Consider the following 23,745-nt stretch of genomic DNA (forward strand, 5'->3'; position numbering starts at 1 on the left):
GATCCTCAGTAAGCCCGACGTATAAGGGTTTAACCTCAGTTCAGCTGATCTTCAGTTGATTTACGTCCCGTTTTGTAGACGTTTGGGTACAATCGGCGCGACCATGCTTCCCGCATCGGCCTGCCAAAACCGACGCATTGGCCGGGGCCGTAGGTGTGGCACGGAACCTGCATTTTGCGGGCGCCGTGCCGACGCACCGTCAGGATGGCTTATAGGTAGAACAACCAAGCTTTGGAGACTCAATGTCCTTTGTCATCGTCCTCGCCGCGCTGGCGTTTCTGATGTTTGCCGCGTACCGCGGCTACAGCGTCATTCTGTTCGCGCCAATCGCTGCACTCGCCGCCGTTCTGGCGACCGAGCCCGCCGCCGTCGCGCCGGTTTTCACCGGCATCTTCATGGACAAGATGGTCGGCTTCGTGAAGCTGTACTTTCCGGTGTTCCTGCTCGGCGCCGTGTTCGGCAAGGTCATCGAACTGTCCGGCTTCTCGGAGTCGATCGTCGCGGCTGCCATCCGTTATATCGGCCGCTCGCGCGCCAATGCGGTGATCGTCGCGGTGTGCGCGCTGCTCACGTACGGCGGCGTCTCGCTGTTCGTGGTGGTGTTCGCCGTCTATCCGTTCGCCGCAGAACTGTATCGCCAGAGCAATATTCCGAAGCGTCTGATGCCCGGCGCCATCGCACTCGGCGCGTTCTCGTTCACGATGGATTCGCTGCCGGGCACGCCGCAGATCCAGAACATCATCCCGACCACCTTCTTCAAGACCACGTCGTGGGCCGCGCCCACGCTCGGCGTGATCGGCTCGCTGTTCATCATCGTGGTCGGCCTCACGTATCTGGAATGGCGCCGCCGCGCCGCGATGGCGACCGGCGAAGGTTACGGCACGGAACTCGTCAACGAACCGGAGCGGGTCGAATCGAAGCAACTGCCGCATCCGTTGCTGGCGGTCGCGCCGCTGGTGCTGGTGGGCGTGGCGAACTTCCTGCTGACCCGCTGGATTCCGGCTTGGTACGGCCCGACCTTCACGATCACGCCGGATATCCTGCCGGGCCTGCATGCGCCGGTCGAAACCACGGTCAAGAGCCTGGTCGGCATCTGGGCGGTGCAGGGCGCGCTGCTGCTGGGCATCGTGATGGTCGTGGCGACGGCGTTCGGCCGCGTCAGCTCGCGCTTCGCGGTCGGCACCAAGGCCGCGGTGGCGGGCGCGTTGCTGGCGTCGTTGAACACCGCGTCGGAATACGGCTTCGGCGGCGTGATCGCAGCGTTGCCCGGCTTTATCGTCGTGAGCGACGCCTTGAAGAGCATCCCCAATCCGCTCGTCAACGCCGCGGTTTCGGTGAGCACGCTCGCGGGTATCACGGGCTCGGCGTCGGGCGGCATGAGCATCGCGCTCGCGGCCATGTCCGACGTGTTCATCAAGGGCGCCGAAGCCGCGCATATTCCGCTGGAAGTGCTGCACCGCGTGGTCGCGATGGCGAGCGGCGGCATGGATACGCTGCCGCACAACGGCGCGGTAATCACGCTGCTGGCGGTCACGGGATTGACGCACCGCCAGTCGTATCGCGACATCTTCGCGGTCACGGTGATCAAGACGCTGGCCGTGTTCTTCGTGATCGCGGTTTATTACGCGACTGGGCGGGTTTGATGTGATGCGCGGCGCGGCGGCTGCCCGAGCCCCTGCGCTCAGCCACCCACGCGACGCGCCACGGGGACTTTTGGTCGGTTAGCGTAGCGTTTCGACAATCAACGACACGCTACACCGCCCCTTCCCATGACCTCGAGCCCCACCTTCTGGATGATCCCGCAGGCCCCGACGCCCGTCGGGCCTTTCTCCCACGCCACCGAAGCCGACGGCTGGGTGTTCGTCACCGGCCAGATGCCGACCTCGCCCACCGACGACGATGCGCCCTTGCCGGACGGCGTCGTCGCGCAAACGCGCCGCGTGATGGACAACCTCGTGCTGGTGCTGCAAGGCCTCGACCTCGGCTTGCAGCACGTGGTCGCCGCGCGCATTTTTCTGACCGAATTCAAACGCGACTACGCGTCGATGAACGCGATCTACCGCGCCTACTTTCCCGCCGACGCGCTGCCCGCCCGGACCTGCATCGGCGTCACCGCGCTCGCGCGCGATGCGCTGGTCGAGATCGACTTCGTCGTGAAACGGCCGGGCTGAGCCCAATTGGCGGCGGCCGCGAATGTCATGCAGGCAGTCGCGGGCGACGCCGCCGCCAGTGAGCCGCGCCCGGCCGGCGACAGCCGTTTCGCGTCCTACCCGCGAAGCCGCGCTCGCGCCGGCCGTCGTCGCGCGGGCCATCCGCGCCAGCGCTGAAGGCCGGCTCGGCGAAACGCGCGCCCATCCCGCCACGCCTCTCCCGCCGGCATTTTCGAGAGCGACTTCGCCGCTATCAAATAACCCTGCATTAACGGCTACATGCTCGATAAACCTGAGTGGTTTAGTGGGAGACCCTCAAGCTCGCAGGGTTAATTGCCGTTACTCCTTGCACTCATGTAAGCACCGCGTCGACGCGCGTCAGCATCAGCAAGGAAATCCATGCGCAACAATCAGCCTGTCACCGGGCACGAGTACGAATTCCCGTCGTCCCACATGCTTGTCTCGGCGACCGATCTGGGCGGCCGCATCCAGTACTGCAATCCGGCCTTCATCGCCGTGTCCGGCTTTACGCGCGACGAGCTGATCGGCGAGCCGCACAACCTGATCCGCCATCCGGACATGCCGCGCGAAGCCTTCGCCGACATGTGGACGACGATCCGCGAAGGCCGTCCGTGGACCGCTCTCGTCAAGAACCGCCGGAAGAACGGCGATCACTACTGGGTTCGCGCCAACGTCACGCCGGTGGTCGAAAACGGCGCGGTGGTCGGCTATCTGAGCGTACGCGTGAAGCCAGAGCGTGAAGCGGTACGCGCCGCCGAAACGTTGTATGCGCGCATGCGCTCGGGCGAAACACGCGGCGTGGCGTTGCGCCGGGGCGTCGTGGTGCGCACCGGCCTCGCCGGACGTTTGCAGGCGCTGATGCGTCTGCCGGTTGCGACCCGCGCGGCTGCCGGCTACGCGTTCACACCGCTCGCGTTGCTGCTGACCGGTCTCACCGCATGGCAAGGCACACCGCCCGCGCCCTTCTGGATCGCGTTCGGCGTCGCCACGGCGATCAGCGTCCTGTCGTGGCGCGTGCTCACACGCCAGCTCGCCGCGCCGATCGACGACATGTCGGGTTTTGCGGCCCGCCTCGCCGCTGGCGACCTGACCGTCGATCTGCAAATCGCGCGTCACGACGATCTCGGCGACGTCCTGCAGGCGTTGAACCAGTTGAAAGCCAATCTCGCGGCGATCGTCTACGACGTGCGCGCGCAGATCACCGGCATGCTCGACAACGCGCGCGAAATCTCCAGCGGCAACGTCGATCTCGCGCGCCGCACCGAGTTGCAGGCAGCGTCGCTCGAAGAAACCGCCGCCACCATGGACGAGTTGACCACCACCGTGCAAGCCAACGCCGACGCCAGTGGACGCGCGCTCGATCTGGCGCGTGACGCCCAGGCGGCGGCGGCCGAAGGCGGCCGGATCGCAGGTCAGGTCGAGCAGACCATGGCCGGCATCACCGAGGCGTCGCGGCGCATCGCCGACATCACCGGCGTGATCGACGGCATCGCGTTCCAGACCAACATCCTCGCGCTGAACGCCGCCGTCGAAGCCGCGCGCGCGGGCGAAGCGGGCCGCTCGTTCGCGGTCGTCGCGGGTGAAGTGCGGATGCTCGCGCAACGCTGCGCGGCGTCGTCGAAGGAAATCAAGTCAGTGGTCGAAGCGAGCGCGAGCGAAGTGGCCGCGGGCACAGAGCTGGTCGCACGCACCACTTCGCAGATGCGGGCGATCGACGAGGCGGTGGGCCGCGTGTCGTCGATCATCGTCGAAGTGGCCAATGCGAGCAGCGAACAGGCCGAGGGGATTCGCCAGGTCAATCAGGCGGTCTCGCATCTGGACGGCGCCACCCAGCAGAACGCGGCGCTCGTCGAGCAGGCAGCGGCTACCGCGCAACGTCTCGCGGAACAGGCCGACGTGCTCGATGAAGCGGTGCGTCTGTTCACGGTCGCCGAGGCTGCGCCCACGCCGCGCGCGGCGAGCGGACCGCGCCGCGCGGCGCCCCGCATCACGCGCCGCGCCGTGCCTGGCGTTCAGGCAAACGCGCTCGACATCGAGCGCGAAGAAGCGACATTGGTCTGATAGATCGGCGTTACTCCCACCTCGACAGCCTACTATTGGCGCATGAGGATGACACCGTCAGCACCCATCGTTGCAAGGGCAGACTGACCCGAGTAACAACGGCGTTCAATGGCCCGCCCCATTCGGGACGGGCTATTTTTTTGCGCCGGGCGGGTCGCCCGGGCTTATTGAAGCGTCTGCGATACGCTGTTGCCCGCCCGACGCGGCGACGCGGCGACTGAACGGTGAGGGAATACGGGAGCCGCTCGGGACTTGCCGCGCGCCGATGCTCCGCTCACACTGGAGTTCGCCTTTCGACTCTTTCCGTCATGGGAGGCCGACGTGACTCCTTCCGAGCCGGCACACGCCAATCCGCTCGCCGCGCATTTTGCCGCGATGGCGCGCAACAACGCGTGGTCGAATCTGCGCCTTTACCGCGCCTGCCTCAGCTTGACCGACGCAGCGTTCGCCGAGCGCAGAGTGAGCTTCTTCCCGTCGCTGCAACTCACGCTGAATCACATCCTGCTGGTGGACCGGTATTACTTCGACGCCCTGACCGACGGCGGCGAAGGGCTCACCATTTTCGACAACGAATTGCCTTATCCGCGCGCAGCCGACCTGTTCGATGCACAAGCGCGGAGCGATCAGCGGCTGCTCGTCTTCTGCGAGTCGCTCGCCGATGGCGATCTGCAACGCGACGTGCGGATCGACCGCGGCCCATCGGTGGGCATCCAGCGTGAAATCATCGGGGCTGTGCTGCCGCACCTGTTTGTCCATCAGATTCATCATCGCGGGCAAGTTCATGCGATGCTGAGCGGCACTCTGGCCGCACCGCCGCAACTCGACGAGTTTTTTCTCGCCGCCGACGCCCCGCTGCGCGCCGCCGAGCTGCACGAGCTGGAGCGGCTGCGCGGGCCGCGCTAGCACGCCCCGCCTTTAGCCGGGGCGTGCGTCAGCAGCATGACAGTCAGTGAGAAGGATCGCACCGCCACGGGGCACGAAAAATGCATCCGTCGTAGCGGTGAGTCGCGTTAAACTGAACACCACGCTTGGCTGTCACGGCATGCGCTGTCCGGCGAACCGCGCCAGGCAACGCGCTGCGGCATCCGGCTAGCACGTAGGCGCACGAGCCGCCACGCAAGCGTGACCATCGCGCGACAGACGGCACGCCACCCTGCCCGTACAATGGCTCGATCAACAACGGATTAAGGACAACCTCGATGCGCATCACCGGGTCCTCCGGGTCAATGGCCCTGCTCACCGAATACGACGACGCAACGGCTCGCGAACTGCGCTCGCTGCGCCTCGAATCGACAGAAGACGGCAAAGGCATTCTTCTGGTCGAGGTCGACGAGCGCAAGCCGGGCATACACCGCGAAGTACGCTACGAAATCACGCCGGCCGAGCTGATTGCCGCGATCCGCGCGCATGGCGCCGAATTGCCGGGCGAACAGCACAACCATCGCCAATGAACTGATGTGCGCGGCATGGCGCTCGCGCGCGCATGCCGCGTGTTGTCCGTGGTAGCCGGTTCACCAACCGGAGTAATGCGGGTGTGTCGGGGGCCGAGACTCCCCACGTTCGGTGACACTGACTCGCGCCTTGGCATGCCGCGCGAGCCTCGTTCTTTTCCCATTGTTCCGCTCGCGCCGCTAATGCGCGCGCCAGACCATCGGCGCGCGGCCCGCACGCAATCCACACCCGGATATCGGGCATATTTTCAAGCCGTTTGCACGCCTTGAAAATGCGTCCATAATCCCTGCATTCCCCTTTGCTTTCCTTTCCTGCGCCGCGCCCGCAAGGGTCGCGGATGTAAGTCGATGCTACATGATCTCGTCGAGCAATATGGGCCGGCGCTCGTCTTCGCCAACGTGCTGGCCGCCTCTCTTGGGCTGCCGGTGCCGGCGATGCCGTCGCTCGTGCTGTTCGGCGCAATGGCTGCAATGCATCCGGGCTCGGTGGGCACGCAATTGCTGCCGGTTCTGATTCTGTCGATATTCGCTACGCTGATCGGCGACAGCGCGTGGTATCTCGCCGGCCGCGTCTACGGCGGCAATACGCTGAAGACCATCTGCCGGCTGTCGCTGTCGCGTGACACCTGCGTGAAGAAGACCGAGCGCTTTTTCGGCCGCTGGGGCGTGCGCGTGCTGGCCGTGGCCAAGTTCGTGCCGGGCCTGTCGATCGTGTCGATTCCGATGGCCGGCGCAATGGGCACGCGCTACCGAACCTTTCTCACGTACGACAGCATTGGCGCCGCGTTGTGGTCCGGCACGGGGCTGATCGTCGGCGCATTGTTCGCGCGGCAGATCGACATGCTGTTCGTGATCGCCGGGCGGCTCGGCCGCACGGCGGCGCTGGTCGCCGTCGCGCTGCTGTTGGCGTACGCGGCTTACCGGTGGATCCGGCGGCGCCAGCTGATTTCGAAGCTCGCGGCCGCGCGCATCGAAGTCGACGAACTCGCCAACCTGTTCGCGGCCGGCAAGATGCCGGTGCTGTTCGACATCCGTTCGAACGAAAAGCGCAAGCTCGACCCGTTCGTTATTCCCGGCTCGAAATTCGCGGATGAGCGGCAACTCGACGAGATCGTCGCGACCTATCCGCACGATGAGAAACTGGTGATCTACTGTTCCTGCCCGAACGAGATTTCCGCGGCATGGATGGCCAAGCAACTCAACGAGGCCGGCTTCTCCGATGTGCTGCCGCTGCGCGGCGGCATGGAAGCCTGGCGCGATTCGGGCAAGCCGGTCGAAGCGCTGCGCGACATGCCGCCACCCGAAGCGGCGATCGACGACATCGAGCCGAAGGCCGTCTAGCCCGGCTGGACAGCGCCGCCTCGGCGCAGCGGTGCACCGCTGCGCCTCCCGTTCGCTCTATCAACGAACACCGAAGGAGCGGTTCAATGCTTTCGATTCAAGAAGTTCCGATTCAAGACGTTGAAGGACAACAAGCGGTAGTCGCCGACGCGCCGTTTTCGTCGCTCTCGACACGCATGCACCAGATGTTCCCCCAACTCACCTGCGCGGAAATCGACCGCCTGCGCCGGTTCGGCGAGATTGGCCATTGGAAGGCCGGCGAACTGATGTTCGAGACCGGCCACACCGGCCCCGGCATGTTCGTGCTGCTCGAAGGACGCGTGAAGGTCTATCAGCGCGACGGCATCGGGCGCGAAGTGGTAATCGGCGAACATGGTCCGGGGCATTTTCTTGCCGAGGTCGGTCAGTTGTCGGGACGGCCCGCGCTGGTGAACGGCCTCGCGCTCGTCTGCGTCGAAGCGCTGCTGATTCCGCCTCAGGGGCTGCGTGCACTGCTCGTCGCCGAGGCCGAACTCGGCGAGCGCATCATGCGCGCGCTGATCCTGCGGCGCGTGTCGCTAATCGAAAAGGGCGCGGGCGGCCCGATCCTGATCGGCAATAGCAGCGACGCGCGGCTCGTCATGTTGCAAGGCTTTCTGTCGCGCAACGGCCATCCGCACTCGGTGATCGACGAACGCGACGAAGACGCGTTGCGCCTGATCGAGCAGTTCGCTGCGCAGCGGGAAGACATGCCCCTTGTGATCTGTCCGGATGGCTCGGTGCTGCGTCATCCGAGCATGCCGGAACTCGCCACCTGCCTCGGCCTGCTGCCCGACCTCGACGACTCGCATGTCTACGACGTCGCGATCGTCGGCGCCGGGCCGGCAGGCTTGGCGACCGCGGTGTATGCGGCGTCGGAAGGCCTGTCGGTGATCGTGCTGGACAGCCGCGCGCCCGGCGGTCAGGCCGGCGCCAGTTCGCGGATCGAAAACTACCTGGGCTTTCCGACCGGCATCTCCGGCCAGGCGCTCGCGGGCCGCGCGTTCGTGCAGGCGCAGAAGTTCGGCGCGCATGTCGCGATTCCGGTCCATGTGAAGGCGCTCGATTGCGCGAAATCGCCGTATCGGCTGGAACTGAAGTGCGGCGGCCATATCACCGCGCGCGCGATCGTGATCGCAAGCGGTGCGGTGTATCGGCGGCCGGCACTCGAAGGTCTCGACCGCTTCGACGGACGCGGCGTCTACTACTGGGCCTCGCCGGTCGAAGCCAAGCTCTGCAAGCGCCAGGAAATCGTGCTGGTGGGCGGCGGCAATTCGGCCGGCCAGGCGATCGTCTATCTGGCGACGCACGCGGCCAAGGTCCACGTGCTGATCCGCCGAAGCGGTTTTGAAGCCACTATGTCGCGCTATCTGATTGATCGCATCCGCTCGCTGCCGAACGTGTTCGTGCATCCGAATTCGGAGATCGGCCGCCTCGAAGCCGACGAAAGCGGGCTGGTCTCCGTCGGCCTGAAAAAGCCGCTGCCCGACGGTGTCGATCACTTCGACACCCGGCATCTGTTCCTCTTCACCGGCGCCGATCCGAACACCGACTGGCTGCGCACCTGCGGCGTGCAACTCGACGCCAAGGGCTTCGTGCTGACCGGCACCAGCGCGGATGGCGCGGCGACGACCTGCGATCTCGGAACCACGGTCGAAGGTGTGTACGCGATCGGCGACGCGCGCGCCGGCTCGACCAAGCGGGTCGCCGCGGCGGTCGGGGAAGGCGCGGCGGTGGTCGCACAAATCCATCAACTGCTGGCCGTGTCCGCCGCTGAAGCGCTCGCGCTGGGCGCCTGAGCGGCGCAATCTGCCGAGCCTTCACGCCGTCAGGCGTGCAAGGCTGCGGTGGGTAACCTGCTGTTACACACGTCTTCAACTCGTTGCACCTGCGCATCTCCCCATTTCGTAAGATGGATGTCAGCCATTCGACAGTGAATGGCCGGCTCTTTCGCAATGGAGATTCGCATGATCAAACGCGCGATCGTATTCGCCGCCATCGGCCTGAGCGCCGCCTGCGCATCGACTGCCGCGCTGGCGCGGGTGGACGTCGGCGTGTTCGTCAATACGCCGGGCCCGGTGTATGCCGCGCCGCCAGTCATGTATGCACCGCCACCGCCGCCGGTCGTCTACGCGCCGCAGCCGGTCTACGGGTACGGCTACCGGGGCGATTACTATCGCGGCCGCGGCTGGCATCACGACCACGGCCGCCATCGCGGCTGGGAGCGGCATCACGGGCGCGGCTGGTAAGGTCGGCAGGCGCAGCGCGGTTCGCGCCCACTTCGATTCATCCTCCGTATTCACGCTACAGTAGCGGCTGCTGATCCAGGCCGGGCCGCCTGCCCGCTCTCTTCGCAGTCACACTGACCGACTCCCGCGTGAAGACTCTGCCGCTCCCCGCAGCCCGCACCCTCCATCTGGCCGCGCAAGGTTTGCTGACGCCGCCGCGTCGCAAGGCCGTCAAGGCCGATGTGCTGGACACGATTCGACGCATGGCGCAATTGCAGATCGACACGATTCACGTGGTCGCGCGCAGCCCCTATCTCGTGCTGTTCAGCCGGCTCGGCGCGTATCCGCCGCAATGGCTCGACGAACATCTCGCCGAAGGCAAACTGTTCGAGTACTGGTCGCACGAGGCCTGTTTCGTGCCGATCGAAGATTACGGTCTGCTGCGCCATCGCATGCTCGATCCGAGCGGCATGGGCTGGAAATATGCCGCCGAATGGCACGAGCAGCATCGCGAGGACATCGAAACGCTGCTCGCACAGATCCGCGCGACGGGCCCGGTACGCTCGGCGGATTTCGTTCGCGAGAACGGCACGAGTAACGGCTGGTGGGACTGGAAGCCGCAGAAGCGTCATCTGGAGGTGCTGTTCGCGATCGGCCAGTTGATGGTCGCGGAGCGCCGCAATTTTCATCGCGTCTACGACCTGACCGAGCGCGTGTTGCCGGGTTGGGACGACGCCCGCGATCTGCCGCCGGCCCACAGCGTTACCACCGAAGTGCTGCGCCGTACCTGCCGCTCGCTCGGCGTCGCGCGTGCCGATTGGGTCGCCGATTACTACCGGCTGCCGCGCCGTCCCTATCGCGACGAGTTGCATGCGCTCGCCGACGCGGGCGAACTGATTCCCGTAAAAGTGGAAAGCTGGAAACAGGACACATTCGTCCATCGTGACTTCGCGCCGCTGCTCGACGACGCGGCGAGCGGCAAGCTCGCATCGACGGTCACGACAGTGCTGTCACCGTTCGATCCAGTAGTGTGGGATCGCAAGCGCGCCGCCGCGCTGTTCGATTTCGACTATGTGATCGAATGCTATACGCCCGCCGCGAAGCGCAAATACGGCTACTTCGTGTTGCCGCTACTAAGCCGGGGCCGCCTGGTCGGTCGCGTGGATGCGAAGGCGCATCGGGCTCAAGGCATCTTCGAACTGAAGTCGCTGCACGTCGAACCGGGCGTGCGTCTGAGCGCCCGGCTTGCGGGCGATCTGCGCCGCGCGTTGCAACGTTGCGCCGAGTGGCACGGCACGCCACGACTCGCTATCACCTCGGCGCCGCCGGATTGGCTCGAAGCATTGAGCGCCGACAGCGATGCGAAAGCGTGACCCCACCACGGCGCGAACGCACGCTCGATGCAGCGCCGTCCATGCGAGCGACAGGGAAAACACTCGCAGAGAACCTGAGAAAGGCGCAATGGTGGAAATAGCGCAGCTTTTAACAGCGCAAGTTTTTATCGCGGGAGACTGGATTGCTGTCGGGTAGCGTGCAGCGTGGACATGCCGCCGCCCGCATGCAACGGCGGCGCGCTCTGCTTCAGCGATCCAGCTTCGCGCGCAATTCGCGAGCCGCTTCCAGCAGCCCTTCGTAACCCGAACGCGCGTGCTCTGGCAGATCGGGATCGCCCACCAACGTGCCGAGCGTTTCGATCAGGCTGTACAGAATGCCTCTCGCCGCGCCCGAGGCAATGCCACCGGACGATACCTGCTGATCCACGTGACTGAGCGCTGCATCGAGGCTGTCGAGGTCGGGCCGATTGCCAGTGGGCGGCTCAGGCGAAGCGTCTTGAGTCATGATGGAACATCGCTCCTGTTGATACGTCGATGAAGATGCGCCGGTGAACAAGCCATCCTTTCGTGTTGTTATATACCGATCGCGCGCCGCCGTCTATTCGTGATCGGGCCGAGCGCGATCCACGTCAAGGCGTCCATCGATACATCAGGATTTTCGCGCGGACGTCGTCTTTCAGCAGGACCACGTACTCGCCGTTCTCGCGCCGCGCCGCGCTGATGTCGAGATAGACGTCCACCCAGCCGCTCGTGTTGCCGACGCTCGCAACCGGCGTCATGTAGCAGACTGCCTGGCCCGTGCGCGCGTCGTACACATCCACCTTCGCCGTGTATAGCTGCGCGACGAAGATGTCATTGCCCGCCACGGCGACGGCGACCGTGGTCGTCTGCGGATTGCTCTGGATATTCCACGGCAGCGAGATCGCGTATGGTTGCGTCGGCGTGCCGGAGCTCCAGTTGTCGTGGCGCGCGAGCACCGGGACAGGTACATCGTGTGTCGGTTTGCGCGACATACACGAGCCGCGCAAGCCGCGTGAACGGCTGCGGCATCGCGAACATGCTCGAACTCGCATAGGTGTAGACCGGATTGCCCGCGGCGTCGAAGCCTTGCAACGGCATCTCGCGGATGCCGCTCAACGGCGTGGCGAGCCAGACGTTGCCCGGCGAATCGACCCACCATAAGCCATTGCCGACCGTGCTGCCGGTCGAAGGATTACTGCTGATTTCGCTGGCGTCGACTGCGCCGTTGCCACTGCTGTCGCGCCACGGCCATTCGCCGTAAGTCGGTTGTCCGGCGCGCCACGAACTCGGCTGTGAATTTTGCGCGAGCGGCCGGAGGGAATCACCATTTCGTCATGCGCCGCATCGAAGCGATAGTTAGGTTTCCGGATGAAATTCCGCTCGGCACCCAGAGCGTCGAGTCGGTGTCCACTGCGATGCGTCCCGGCGAAGGCACGCTCCACGAGCGCAAAGGCTGCATCGACGCCGCGTCGTACACTACGATCCGGTTGCCGTAGGTATCGGCCACGTACAGTTCTGTGTCGGTGGCGGCGAGGCCGCGGACGCTCGCGTCGGTGCCCGTCGTCACCGTTTGCACCGGTAGGAAACTGTTCTTCGTCGCATTCGCGCTGTTGCCGATGCTGCCGCCGAACGGCGCGCCGGTCGCCCGATTCGCAAGCGTGCGGTGCGTGATGCAGTACCTGGTCTGGCTGGCCGGCGGATAGTGTTACAGCATTACTGCTTTACGGCGCGAGCGCATTACGAATGCGCGGCAGCCGCCGCTTCCGCAGCGACGACGGCAGGCGACACGATCGCCGGTTGTCCCGTCTGGCGACGCGACCGTCCGGAGCTCAGATAATCCGCGATGGAGTCTTGCGTGACTTCACCGACATAGCGGCCCTCACCATCCAGCACCGGCATCCATGACGAGTTGAACTGATACATCTTCGACAGCACGATGCGCAAATGCTCATCGGCGCTGACCGTCGCCTTGAACGGGGTGAGATGATCGCCGCACACGCCTTGCCCCGCGCGCGCCGCACGGCGCGTCACGTAGCCGAGCGCCTGCCGGTTGTCGTCGACGATGGTCAGATAGCGATTGTCGCTGTCATCCATCATCTGGAACGCTCGCGCCACCGGCGTATCGGCGCGAGCCGTTTCCGGCTGCGTGGCGGCGTCGCCGGCCTTAACCAGCAACAGGCGCTTCAACGTGCTGTCCTGCCCAACGAACGCGCCGACGAACTCATCACGTGGATGCGCGAGCAGCGTATCCGGATGATCGTACTGCACCAACTGCCCCCGGCGGAACACCGCGACACGATCGCCGAGCTTGATCGCCTCGTCGATGTCGTGGCTCACCATGATCACCGTCTTTTTCAATTGACGCTGCATCTGGAAGAACTCGTTCTGAATCGACTCGCGATTGATCGGGTCGACCGCGCCGAACGGCTCGTCCATCAGCAGCACCGGGGGATCGGCGGCCAGCGCGCGGATCACGCCGATGCGCTGCTGCTGTCCACCCGACAATTCGCGCGGATAGCGCTTCAGATATAGCTTCGGATCGAGCGCGACCATCGACATCAGCTCCACGGCCCGCTCGCGGCAGCGCTTCTTGTCCCAGCCGAGCAGACGCGGCACGACGGTGATGTTCTCCTCGATCGTCATGTTCGGGAACAGGCCGATCTGCTGGATCACATAGCCGATGTGGCGGCGCAATTCGACTTCGTTCAGACCGGAAGTGTCTTCACCGTTGATCAGCACGCGGCCCGAAGTCGGCGCGATCAGACGGTTGATCATCTTCAGCGTCGTGGTCTTGCCGCACCCCGACGGGCCGAGAAACACGCAGATTTCCCCTTCGCCGACCGTCAGGCTCACCGAGTCGACAGCCTTGACCTGCTGGCCGTCCTTCTGCGTAAACGTCTTTGTCAGTTTGTCGAGTTCGATCATGTCTTTTGCACTCCCTTCGGTGTCAGCAGGCGTTGCAGCGCTTGCAGCAGCAGGTCGGCGACGATCGCGAGCAAGCTCACGAGCACCGCTCCCACCAACAGTTTCATCATGTTGCTCTGGCCGATCGCACGGATGATCAGCGTGCCGAGGCCGCCCGCGCCGATCACCGCGGCAATCGTCATCACGCCGATGTTCATCACCACGGCCGTCCTCACGCCGCCGAGAATCACGGGCACCGCGAGGGGCAGATCGACGAGGCGCAACCGTTGCCACACGGTCATGCCGATACCGATGCCGGCTTCCTTGATGCCTGCGTCGACGTTGCGCAGCGCGAGGTAGGTGTTGCGCATGATCGGCAGCAGCGAATAGAGGAACACGGCGGTGATCGCCGGCACGGCGCCGATGCCCTGGCCGAAGCGCGAAAATACCGGAATCATCAAACCGAACAGCGCGATCGACGGCAAGGTCAGCACCACGGTGGCAATGCTCAGCAACGGTGCGGCAAGCCACTCGTGGCGATTGATCAGGATCCCCAACGGAACCCCGACGACGATCGCGCAGCCCACCGCGATCCCCACCAGCCACACGTGTTGCGCGGTCAGTTGCAGCAGTTCAGGCCAATTGGCCGATAGATAGTCGAATACAGTCATAAAAGGTCTCCGCTCAGGGCAGCTTGTGCGTGCGCAGGAATTCCGCCGCGACTTCACGCACCGGCTTACCGTCGATGTCGACCTGCTTGTTCATCTCGAGCATGACGTCGTTGTTCAGCGCGTTGGACAGCGCGTTCAACTGCGTCGCGAGTTGCGGGTTCTGGTCGAGGATCGCTTTGCGCACCACGGGTGTCGCGTTGTAGGCGGGGAAGTAGTGGCGATCGTCTTCGAGCGGCATGATGTTGAAGCCCTTCACGCGGCCGTCCGTCGTGTAGATTAGGCCGATCGGCACCTGGTTGTTATGCAGCGCGGTGTAGACGAGGCCCGGGTCCATCTGGCGCGTTTCCGCGCGGCTGAACTCCATGCCGTAGGCCGCTTCGAGCGGCTTCAGCCCATCCGGGCGATTGGCGAACTCCGCGTCCATCGCGAACACGTGCTTCTTTTTCGGCTCCGCCGCGATCTTCGCGGCTAGTTGCGAAATCGTGCGGATGCCGGTTTGCTGCGCGAGCTCCTGCGGCAGGCCGAGCGCATACGTGTTGTTCAGCGGCGAAGCATCGAGCCAGATCAGGCCGCGTTTCGCGTCGAGCTCCTTGACGCGCTCGTACATCGTCTTCGGATCGAGCTTCTCGGTGATCTTGTTGTAGACGATGGCCGCCGTGCCGGTGTATTCCCATACCACGTCGACCTGACCGTTTTCCTGCGCGCTGCGCAACAACGTGCTGCCGAGGCCGGTGCGCGCATCGATCGTGTAGCCCTTCGATTGCAGGTATTGCGAGGTGATCTCGGTCAGAACGTACTGCTCGGTGAAATTTTTTCCACCGATCACGAGCGTCGCCGCGCTCGCCTGAAGGCTCGCAACGAGCATTGCGCCGGCTGCGATCCAACGGCTGGATCGCCAGCCGCTGCGTTTGAACAGATTGATCATGCCGCCACCCCACGTCGTGCGAGCAGATACCGGCTGCCGGCCGAGACGATGCCGTCCAGCACCAGCGCGAGAATCGCGGTGGCCGCGGCGCCGAGCAAAAGCTGCTGCTGATTGTTCAGATAAATGCCGGGGAAAATCAGCGTGCCGAGACTGTCCGCGCCGATCAGATACGCGAGCGGCGCGCTGCCCACGTTGATCGCCAGCGCCGTGCGCACACCGCCGATGATGATCGGCATCGCGTTCGGCAATTCGACGCGCACGAGCGACTGCCAACCCGTCATGCCGATGCCGCGCGCCGCCTCGCGCAGCGCGGGCGAAACGTTCTTCATGCCTTCGTACGCATTGCGCGTGATCGGCAGCAAGGAAGCGAGGAACAGCGCGACCAGCGCCGGAATATCGCCGATCCCGAAGATGCCGAGGGCGATGGCCAGCACCGCCAACGACGGAATCGTGTTGCCGATGTTGAAGATCTGCATGAAGCGTTCAGCGTGACGCGCGAACGACGGACGGCTCAGCAAGACGCCGGCAGGTATGCCCACGAGCAATGCAAGGGCCATCGAGTAGCCGACCAGCAGCAGGTGCCGTTTCGTGTAGTAGACGAGATCGGGCGCGTACTGATGCAGTGCGGCGGGGTCGATCGCACGGCACAGCAACGCGACGACGATGCCGATGGCTACAAGACTGCCAATCAGTCTGGCAGGACGATGAATCATGACGATGCGCCTCCTTGTTCGGGCGACGCGCGAAAATTGCCGCGCCGCACAGGCGCCTTGACGGCGCTGCGAATGGGAAGTTCGGGACGCGGCAGGTGCCGCGAATTGAACCGAGTGGTGCCGGGCGTGGGTTGGTTGCCCGGCGCGAGGGTGTTGGGCGGTGAACTGCTTAATGACCTCGGTGGCTAGCCAGCAGCAACACTGGCGCCAGTTCCATCGATGAGGTGGACGGCGGCGCTGAGCCGCTTGTCCCAAGGGCGCGAGCCCCTTTGGAAGACCGGTTTTTTCACCGGTGACGGGATGGATGCAACGTACCGCTAGTTTGCATGCAACCCCTTCTAACGTAAGCTATTTAGCTGCGATTTCACGGTTAGGGAGCGGCGATTATACGGTGGTTAGAGGGCTTCGTCTACCCATGTGATTAATTCGTGGGCAGCGCGGCGCTTTGCCGGACAGACAATGGCCTCCCGAAAAGGCTCACCAGCAAGCGTTTGAGCCGCCTTTTTTGCCTCCCGAAAATACTCACCTGAAACTCATCGCACGGCGGCCGGCGCGGCCGCCCGAAGGCGGTTCGGCATCGCGCCAGACGACGCTGACGGCGACACGCTACATCATGATCCCGCCTCCGTGCGCCGCACAAAAATCCGCCGCGTGAGATCAAAGGCCACCAAATTGCCGGCAACCACCAGCAACAGCCCGACCACCGCCAGCGCGGACCACTGATAGCCCTCGAACACCGTCGATGCCGCCAGCGCCACGATCGGAAACAGCACCGTGCAGTACGCGGCCCGCTCGGGGCCCATGCGCCCGACCAGCATCAGGTACGCCGTAAATCCGATCACCGAGCCGAACACCGCGAGATACGCCAGCGCGCCGAGGTAACGCACGGACGGCTCGACGGCGAACGAAAAGCCCGCTAACCAACTCCCCAGCGTCAGGATGCTGGCGCCGATCAGCATCGCCCAGCTATTGGTGGCGAATGGGTGCAAGCCCATCGACTGCATCCGGCTCGACAACAGGCTGCCGGTCGAGAAACACAAGGTGCCGAGAAATGCGATCCCAAGTCCGATCAACTCGGCGCGATCGCCGAGGTGTCCGGCCATCTGCTGGACGAACAGGCACAGAATGCCGACGAGTCCCAGCAATGCGCCGGCAATCGCCGTAGGCTGCAGCGGCCGGCCCATGAAGAGGCGTCCGTTGATCGAGTTCAGCAGCGGCGCGATGGAAAACACCACCGCCACCAGGCCGCTCGGCACGACCTGCTCGGCGTAGTAAAAGCACAGAAAATTCAGGCAGAAGAGCGTAAAGCCCTGCGCGAACAGAAAGCGCCATGCGGCGCGCGGCGGCCAGATCGGCCGGCGCATGATGCGCAGCAGCGCGAACAGCAACAGCGCCGCGATCCAGAAACGCCACGCAATCGATACCGGCGGCGGCACCGAACCGAGTTGCCACTTGATCGCGAGCCACGTGGTGCCCCAGATCAGAACCGTGACGGCGTAAAGCAGAAGATTCATAGTCGAGCCTGCAACAGCGAAGTCTGAAAGGAAGCTCGACTATGCTGCCGCGCGGCCGCCCGCACTTGTCCAGGATTGCGCATTTTTGCGTGTCGATGAGCGGCTGCACGGGGCTCGCCGTATACTCGCTGATCCCACCATTGAATGCCGTCCGCTCGGTTGCCGTGAACGCCACTCCGCCCGTCCCCGTGATACCCGCCACCGACACGCCGTTCGGCCTTCAGTCGGTCTGTCACACGCTGAGCAGTGCGCACGCGCATCTGGACCGCTTCGCGTGGCTCGGCGACCGGCTCGCCATCGCCGTCTGGACGCGCGACACGGAGGAAAGCGAAACCGTGTACGAACGGCCCGGCCATCACACGCTGTCGTGCTATCTGGATGGCGGCTATCGCACCGAGCGGCAGAAAATGCCCGGCCGCTATGGCGCGCCGTCGCGCTTGTGCGCGCTGCCCGGCGAACACGAATCGCGCTGGTGGGTGCGCGGGCACATGCACTTCATGCACCTGTACTTCCAGCCCGAGCACTTCACTCAGCGCGCCGTTCAGGAACTCGACCGCGAGCCGCGCGAACTGACGCTCGCCGATCGCACTTATTTCGAAGACGCTGGTATCGCCAGCCTGTGCCAATCGCTCGTCAACGAAGACTGGCAGAACCCCGACGGGCTGCTGCGCACCAACGAGACCGCGCACGAAGTGCTGAGTCTGCTGCTGCGTTCACAAGGCGTGCGTCGCAGCGACGCGTCGTTCAAAGGCGGGTTGTCGGTGGCGACGCGGCGGCGGCTGCGCGACTACATCGAAGGCCATCTCGCGCAGACGCTCACGCTCGGCGAACTTGCCGGCGTCGCGGCGTTGTCGGAGTTTCATCTCGCGCGCATGTTCCGCGCATCGTTCGGACTGCCACCTGCTGCATGGATCGCGCAGCAGCGGCTCGAACGCGCCCGCGCGCTGCTGCGCACGACGACGCTGCCGCTCGCCCAGGTCGCCGAACAATGCGGCTATGCGAACGCCAGCCATTTCAGCCACCGCTTTCGCGAAAGCGTCGGCGTGGCGCCTACTGCGTTCCGGCAGGCCGTCGGCGTGTGAGCCAAGGGCCGGCGTTACTGCAACGCCATCGCCAGCACTCGCGCGACGTGGATTGCATCGACGCCCGCGCCATCGTGAATCTGATGCCGGCAGCTCGTGCCGTCCGCGACCATCACCGTATTGCCGTCGATCGTGCGCACCGCCGGCAGCAGCGACAATTCCGCCATTGCCTGCGACGTCGCATAATGCTCGGCTTCGTAGCCGAAGCTGCCGGCCATGCCGCAGCACGACGACTCCACCGTCGATACCTTCAGCTGCGGAATCCACTTGAGCACGGTCTGCACGGGCGTGAACGCATCGAACGCCTTCTGATGGCAATGACCGTGCACCAGCGCCTGTTGCGCGGCCAACGGCTTCAACGCAAGCTGCAAGCGGCCCGCCTTTTCTTCGCGCACGAGAAACTCTTCGAATAGAAACGCCTGCTGCGACAGCCGCTGCGCTTCCACGCCGAAACCGTAGTGCAGAAACTCGTCGCGCAACGAAAGCAGGCATGAAGGTTCCAACCCGACGATCGGCACGCCCCGCTCCACGAACGGCCTGAACAGATCGAGCATGCGCCGCGCTTCCCGTTTCGCTTCATCGACGAGACCCGCTGCGAGGAACGTGCGGCCGCAGCACACCGGCCGCTCGCCCTGGCGCGTATTGAAATGCACCGTATAACCGGCGGCCTCCAGCACTTGCTGCGCGGCGCGCGCGTTGTCCGGCTCCATGTTGTTGTTGAACGTGTCGACGAACAGCAGCACCTCTTTCAGGGCGCCGCTTCGAACCGCTTTGCCCGGCACGGCATTCGACAGAAACGACTTCCTGAAGCGGGGCAAACTGCGTTCAGGCGCAAAGCCCACGGAACGCTTGAACCACGCCGACAACACCGGCACGTTATCGGCCAGCGCCATCAGACCCGGCATGCGGCTCGCGGTGGCCGCATAGCGCGGCATGAAGGCAACCAGCCTGTCACGCAGACGCAGCCCATGCCGCTTGACGCGCGCTGCCCGGGCCTCGATCTTGAACTTCGCCATGTCGACGCCGGTCGGGCAATCGCGCTTGCAACCCTTGCACGACACGCACAGATCGAGCGTGTCCTTGACGTCGTCGCTCGCGAGACCCGCTTCGCCGAGTTGACCCGAGATCGCGAGGCGCAACGTGTTCGCGCGTCCGCGCGTGACGTGCTGCTCGTCCTTCGTCACGCGGTAGCTCGGACACATCGTGCCCGCGTCGAACTTGCGGCAGTGGCCGTTGTTGTTGCACATCTCGACGGCCTTCGCGAGACCGCCGGACAGATCGTTGCCGCTGCCGGGCAGGGACTGCGCGCCGGTCAGCGGATCGCGTTCGACGTTCCATGCCGACCAGTCGAGCGCCGTGTGGATGCGCTGCTCCTTGTAGCCCGGCGCGAAGCGGAAATGGCGCGGGTCGTCCATCTTCGGCGGACGCACGATCTTGTCCGGATTGAAGCGGTTGTCGGGATCGAACAGCGCCTTGATCTCGCTGAACGCCTGATTCAGCCGCGGCCCGTACTGCCACGCGACCCATTCGCCACGGCACAAACCGTCGCCATGTTCGCCCGAATACGCGCCCTTGTATTCGCGCACGAGTGCGGCCGCTTCGTCGGCGATCGCGCGCATCTTCACCGCGCCGTCGCGCCGCATGTCGAGAATCGGCCGCACGTGCAGCGTGCCGACGCTCGCGTGCGCATACCAGGTGCCTTCCGTGCCGTGCCGATGAAACACCTCGGTCAGGCGGCTCGTATAGTCGGCCAGATGTTCGAGCGGCACTGCGCAGTCTTCGATGAAGGAAACCGGCTTGCCGTCGCCCTTCATGCTCATCATGATGTTGAGCCCGGCCTTGCGGACTTCCCACAACGCTTTCTGTTCGTTCGCGTCCGGCATCTCGACGACCGAACCAGGCAGGCCCAGATCGGCCATCAGTTCCGAGAGCTGCCTGAGCGATGCGAGTTGCGCGTCGCGGTCCTCGCCCGCGAACTCCACGAGCAGGATCGCTTGCGGCTCATCGACGAGCGCCTTGCTGATCACCGGACGAAACGCAGGATTGCTCATTGCCAGATCGATCATCGTGCGATCGACCAGTTCCACCGCGACCGGCTTCAGCTTGACGATGTGCTGCGTCAACTCCATCGATTGCCGGAACGTCGGGAAATTGACCACGCCCAGCGTTTTATGCGCGGGCAACGGTGCGAGCTTCAGCGTCAATTGCCGACTGAAGGCGAGCGTGCCTTCCGAGCCGACCAGCAGATGCGCGAGATTCGCGAAGCCGTCATCGGTATAGGCGCGCGGATTCTGGCAATCGAACAGGTCGATGTTATATCCCGCCACGCGCCGCAACACCTTCGGCACGCGCGCGACGATTTCGTCGCGCTCGCGCTGGGCGATGCGCGTCACGCCGTCGAGAATCTGCTGCAATCGCGCGCCTTGCGGCGTCTCGCGCAGCGACGCGAAACGCGCTTCGCTGCCGTCGGCGAGAATCGCGTCGATCGCCTCGACGTTGTGCACCATGTTGCCGTATTCGATGGAGCGCGAGCCGCACGAGTTGTTGCCGGCCATTCCGCCGATCGTGCATTGCGCGGCCGTCGACACGTCCACCGGAAACCACAGCCCGTGCGGCTTGAGCCACGCGTTCAGATGATCGAGCACGACGCCGGGCTCGACGGTGACGGTGCGCGCTTGCGCATCGAACGCGACGATGTTGTTCAGCCACTTGCTCGTGTCGATCACCAGCGCTTCGCCGACCGTCTGGCCGCATTGGCTCGTGCCCGCGCCGCGCGCGAGCAGAGGCACTTTCTCGCTGCGGGCGATCTCCAGCGCGACGCGCAGATCGTCCTGATCGCGCGGCACCACCACGCCGACCGGCGTGATCTGATAGATCGACGCATCGGTCGCGTAACGGCCGCGACTCGCCGCATCGAACAGCACGTCGCCCCGCAGCGACTTGCGCAGCAACTGCGCGAGCGGACTCGTCAGGCGCGCGGTGGAGGGAACCAGATGAATCGGCTTGACGAGTAAAGCGGAGGTGGGGTTCGTCATATCGTCGGCTCGTGGAAATGCAGGAGACTGGTAAACAGGCGAAGCCGCCTAGTACAACGTCACGCTGACCGGCGCGAGCCCTTCGATGCGCCCGCTCGCCGTGCCCGCGTGACGCGGGAAAAACATGCCGGAGTACGAACCGGCGGTCACGACCATCTCCGGCGTCACCGCGATGCCGCGCGAACGCGCGTGATTGACTAGCCACGTCAGCAAGCGCCGGGGATCGCCGGCCGGATTCGCAGGCGTCGTGTCGACCACGTCTTGTCCGTCGAAACTGAAACGCAGCGATGGCGCGACGAACGGAAAGTCCTCGCGATACGACGTAAACTCGCCGACGATCAACGCGCCGTGATTCTGCAAATCCGCGAGTTGCGCGAGCTTGTCGACGTCGGGCCACGCGGCATAGCGGCTCGCAACGATTTCAATGGTCGCGCCGATGGAACCGATGCCCGCCATCACTTCGTCTTCGCTGTAAGGCGTCGGGGACGGCTCGAAGCGGCGGCCGAAGCGAAAGGCGACTTCCAGTTCGAGCCCGAGCGGCGCGAAGCCTGCACGCGCCAAACGCGCGCCGTCGACATGCAGATCGGCGGCCGGCAGCGGCGCGCCCTGGATCGGACCGCTCGCGGACTTCGCGCCGATTTTCCAGCCGCCGATCCGTGCGCCTTGGATGCCCAGCATGTCGTGCTGGATCGCGTACGCCGCATCGGCGTCGGAGGGTATCTGCTCCGGCGGCAACGTGTCGAGCGTGAGCCCGTCGCGGCGTGCCTCGGCAAGACACCGGCTGAGTGAGGTGGTCATGTCTTTCATCGCGAACTGAGTGGAGACGGCGCTTTGCGCTTACGCGCCGATGTGGGTCGGGACGTGCGAGTTGTCCGCCTGGTCGAGAGCGAATCTGCTTTCCGGCTGCATGCGGAACGCAAGCACGACGCCAAGGGCCATCAACAGCATGCTGCCGACGAACGGCAAATTCCAGTTGCCGAAGTAGTCGATCAGAAAGCCGCCGACCACCGGCGAGATGATCGCCGCCAGTGCCGAGCCCGTGTTCATCATGCCGCTCGCGGTGCCCGCGAATTCCGGCGCGATATCCATCGGAATCGCCCACATCGGACCGATCGTCATTTCGGCGAAGAAGAAGCCCGAGGCAAGACACGCGATCGACAGCACCAGGTTGTGCGTGAACATCAACGGAATCAGCGAGAGCAGGCAGAACAGCATGCAGACCGACACCATCCAGCTACGCGCGCGCTTCAGACTGCCCGTGCGCTTGAAGATCCAGTCGGTCACGAGGCCGCCGAGCGTATCGCCGAGCACACCGGCGAAGAACACCACGGAGGCGAAGATCGCCGACTTCTTCAATTGCAGATGGTGGTTGTGCAGGAAGTAGAGCGGAATCCAGCTCAGGAACAGCCACAGCGTCCAGCCGTAGCAGAAGTACACGATCGTGACCGGCGTCATGCGACGAAACAGCTTGGTCCACGGCACGCCGGCCGCTTTGGGCTTCGGCGCGGGTAGCACCGCGAGTTCTTCGGACGTGATGCGCGGATGATCCTTCGGATGTTCGGTGAAGGTGAGCGCCCACACGACGACCCACAGCAGGCTGAGCGCGCCGCAGATGTAGAAGGATTCGCGCCAGCCCCAGGTCGCCATCACCAGCACGATCAGCGCGGGCGCCACCGCATTGCCGACGCGCGACGCCGCGTGTGTGATGCCCTGCGCAAAGCCGCGCTTTTCCTTCGCGACCCAGCGCGACATCGCCGAGGTCGCGGCGGGAAACGTGGCGCCCTCGCCGAAACCGAGCAGCACGCGCGCGGCCAGCAACGAAGCCAGGCCGCCGGCGAAACCGGTCAGCACGGTGGCGACGCCCCAGATCGCGCCACAAAACAGCAGCGTGCGTTTCGCGCCGAAGCGGTCGCTCACCCAGCCGCCGATCACCTGAAACAGCAGATACGGATAGGCGAAGGCCGAAAACACGAGGCCGACCTGCGTATGCGAAAGCTGGAATTCCTTGCCGAAACCCGCGGCCGCCGTGCTGACGTTCACGCGGTCAAGGTAAGTGATGAAGTACATGATGCATAGCATCACTAGAACGATACTGGTCGCACTGGTCACACGAAACCGCTTCATCGTCTCTCTCCATGGCATGTATCGACGGCGCGCCCGAGCGGCGCGCCACGTCGTTGACCGTCAGCCGCTCGCGCTGCCGCGGACGCATTGCATGTTGTTCAGGCCGCGTTCTATGCACGGCTGGCCGAGTTCTCGAAGAGAGGGCTCCCTGC

19 protein-coding genes and 1 pseudogene are annotated in these 23,745 nt (G+C 64.6%); 10 read left to right on the plus strand and 10 right to left on the minus strand.

Going from position 1 to position 23,745, the window contains the following annotated elements:
- The first annotated feature begins 242 nt into the window (after positions 1 to 242).
- The 9 genes from HV770_RS24600 to HV770_RS24640 all read left to right on the plus strand — a co-directional run bounded on the left by HV770_RS24600 (position 243) and on the right by HV770_RS24640 (position 10,643).
- On the plus strand, positions 243 to 1,643 hold the full coding sequence (locus HV770_RS24600; RefSeq protein ID WP_175163845.1) for a GntP family permease: 1,401 nt from the start codon (positions 243 to 245) through the stop codon (positions 1,641 to 1,643).
- A gap of 126 nt (positions 1,644 to 1,769) precedes the next feature.
- A complete protein-coding gene (locus tag HV770_RS24605) occupies positions 1,770 to 2,171 on the plus strand; it encodes a RidA family protein (protein ID WP_175163847.1) in 402 nt (133 codons plus the stop codon).
- 378 nt (positions 2,172 to 2,549) lie between these two features.
- Positions 2,550 to 4,232, plus strand: coding sequence for a methyl-accepting chemotaxis protein (locus HV770_RS24610; RefSeq protein WP_246291141.1), 1,683 nt, complete (start codon positions 2,550 to 2,552; stop codon positions 4,230 to 4,232).
- 375 nt (positions 4,233 to 4,607) lie between these two features.
- Positions 4,608 to 5,135 carry a DinB family protein gene (locus HV770_RS24615; RefSeq protein ID WP_175164070.1) on the plus strand — a complete coding sequence of 176 codons (528 nt, stop codon included), beginning with the start codon at positions 4,608 to 4,610 and terminating at the stop codon, positions 5,133 to 5,135.
- A 296-nt stretch (positions 5,136 to 5,431) separates the two neighbouring features.
- The gene (locus HV770_RS24620; RefSeq protein WP_121320058.1) at positions 5,432 to 5,683 is read left to right on the plus strand and encodes a hypothetical protein; all 252 of its coding nucleotides are present in this window, start codon (positions 5,432 to 5,434) and stop codon (positions 5,681 to 5,683) included.
- Positions 5,684 to 6,031: 348 nt separating this feature from the next.
- A complete protein-coding gene (locus tag HV770_RS24625; protein ID WP_175163849.1) occupies positions 6,032 to 7,024 on the plus strand; it encodes a DedA family protein/thiosulfate sulfurtransferase GlpE in 993 nt (330 codons plus the stop codon).
- 86 nt (positions 7,025 to 7,110) lie between these two features.
- Positions 7,111 to 8,841 (plus strand): FAD-dependent oxidoreductase, encoded by a 1,731-nt coding sequence (locus tag HV770_RS24630; protein WP_175163851.1) that lies wholly within the window; start codon positions 7,111 to 7,113, stop codon positions 8,839 to 8,841.
- A 168-nt stretch (positions 8,842 to 9,009) separates the two neighbouring features.
- Positions 9,010 to 9,291, plus strand: coding sequence for a hypothetical protein (locus tag HV770_RS24635; RefSeq protein WP_175163853.1), 282 nt, complete (start codon positions 9,010 to 9,012; stop codon positions 9,289 to 9,291).
- A gap of 128 nt (positions 9,292 to 9,419) precedes the next feature.
- Positions 9,420 to 10,643 carry a winged helix-turn-helix domain-containing protein gene (locus HV770_RS24640; RefSeq protein WP_175163855.1) on the plus strand — a complete coding sequence of 408 codons (1,224 nt, stop codon included), beginning with the start codon at positions 9,420 to 9,422 and terminating at the stop codon, positions 10,641 to 10,643.
- 208 nt (positions 10,644 to 10,851) lie between these two features.
- Here the strand turns inward: HV770_RS24640 and HV770_RS24645 are convergent, their stop codons facing one another.
- The 7 genes and pseudogenes from HV770_RS24645 to HV770_RS24675 form a co-directional block, all read right to left on the minus strand.
- Positions 10,852 to 11,109, minus strand: coding sequence for a hypothetical protein (locus HV770_RS24645; protein WP_121320049.1), 258 nt, complete (start codon positions 11,107 to 11,109; stop codon positions 10,852 to 10,854).
- Positions 11,110 to 11,233: 124 nt separating this feature from the next.
- Positions 11,234 to 12,327, minus strand: a pseudogene (locus HV770_RS24650) (YncE family protein); the annotation flags it as partial.
- Between the two features lie 35 nt (positions 12,328 to 12,362).
- Entirely contained in the window at positions 12,363 to 13,550 is a 1,188-nt protein-coding gene (locus tag HV770_RS24655; RefSeq protein ID WP_175163857.1) for an osmoprotectant ABC transporter ATP-binding protein OsmV, read from the minus strand.
- Positions 13,547 to 14,200: an ABC transporter permease gene (locus HV770_RS24660; protein ID WP_121320045.1), complete on the minus strand. Its 654-nt coding sequence runs from the start codon at positions 14,198 to 14,200 to the stop codon at positions 13,547 to 13,549. Before HV770_RS24660 ends, HV770_RS24655 begins: the two co-directional genes overlap by 4 nt.
- A gap of 13 nt (positions 14,201 to 14,213) precedes the next feature.
- Entirely contained in the window at positions 14,214 to 15,125 is a 912-nt protein-coding gene (locus tag HV770_RS24665) for a glycine betaine ABC transporter substrate-binding protein (RefSeq protein WP_175163871.1), read from the minus strand.
- Positions 15,122 to 15,838 carry an ABC transporter permease gene (locus HV770_RS24670; protein WP_175163873.1) on the minus strand — a complete coding sequence of 239 codons (717 nt, stop codon included), beginning with the start codon at positions 15,836 to 15,838 and terminating at the stop codon, positions 15,122 to 15,124. The genes HV770_RS24665 and HV770_RS24670 overlap by 4 nt, the downstream gene beginning before the upstream one ends.
- 611 nt (positions 15,839 to 16,449) lie before the next feature.
- A complete protein-coding gene (locus tag HV770_RS24675) occupies positions 16,450 to 17,352 on the minus strand; it encodes a DMT family transporter (protein WP_175163875.1) in 903 nt (300 codons plus the stop codon).
- Between the two features lie 164 nt (positions 17,353 to 17,516).
- On the opposite strand from HV770_RS24675, the gene HV770_RS24680 reads away from it, so the two are divergent.
- The gene (locus HV770_RS24680; RefSeq protein ID WP_175163877.1) at positions 17,517 to 18,434 is read left to right on the plus strand and encodes a helix-turn-helix domain-containing protein; all 918 of its coding nucleotides are present in this window, start codon (positions 17,517 to 17,519) and stop codon (positions 18,432 to 18,434) included.
- A 14-nt stretch (positions 18,435 to 18,448) separates the two neighbouring features.
- Here HV770_RS24680 and HV770_RS24685 read toward each other — a convergent pair whose 3' ends face one another.
- From HV770_RS24685 to HV770_RS24695, 3 genes are read right to left on the minus strand one after another with little or no spacing between them, the layout of a single operon-like run.
- The gene (locus tag HV770_RS24685) at positions 18,449 to 21,469 is read right to left on the minus strand and encodes an FAD-binding and (Fe-S)-binding domain-containing protein (RefSeq protein WP_175163879.1); all 3,021 of its coding nucleotides are present in this window, start codon (positions 21,467 to 21,469) and stop codon (positions 18,449 to 18,451) included.
- A 48-nt stretch (positions 21,470 to 21,517) separates the two neighbouring features.
- The gene (locus HV770_RS24690) at positions 21,518 to 22,267 is read right to left on the minus strand and encodes a 2-keto-4-pentenoate hydratase (protein ID WP_175163881.1); all 750 of its coding nucleotides are present in this window, start codon (positions 22,265 to 22,267) and stop codon (positions 21,518 to 21,520) included.
- A gap of 39 nt (positions 22,268 to 22,306) precedes the next feature.
- On the minus strand, positions 22,307 to 23,593 hold the full coding sequence (locus tag HV770_RS24695; RefSeq protein ID WP_175163883.1) for an MFS transporter: 1,287 nt from the start codon (positions 23,591 to 23,593) through the stop codon (positions 22,307 to 22,309).
- Between the last annotated feature and the right edge of the window lie 152 nt (positions 23,594 to 23,745).

Source organism: Paraburkholderia fynbosensis, assembly GCF_902859935.1.
Lineage (GTDB): Bacteria > Pseudomonadota > Gammaproteobacteria > Burkholderiales > Burkholderiaceae > Paraburkholderia > Paraburkholderia fynbosensis.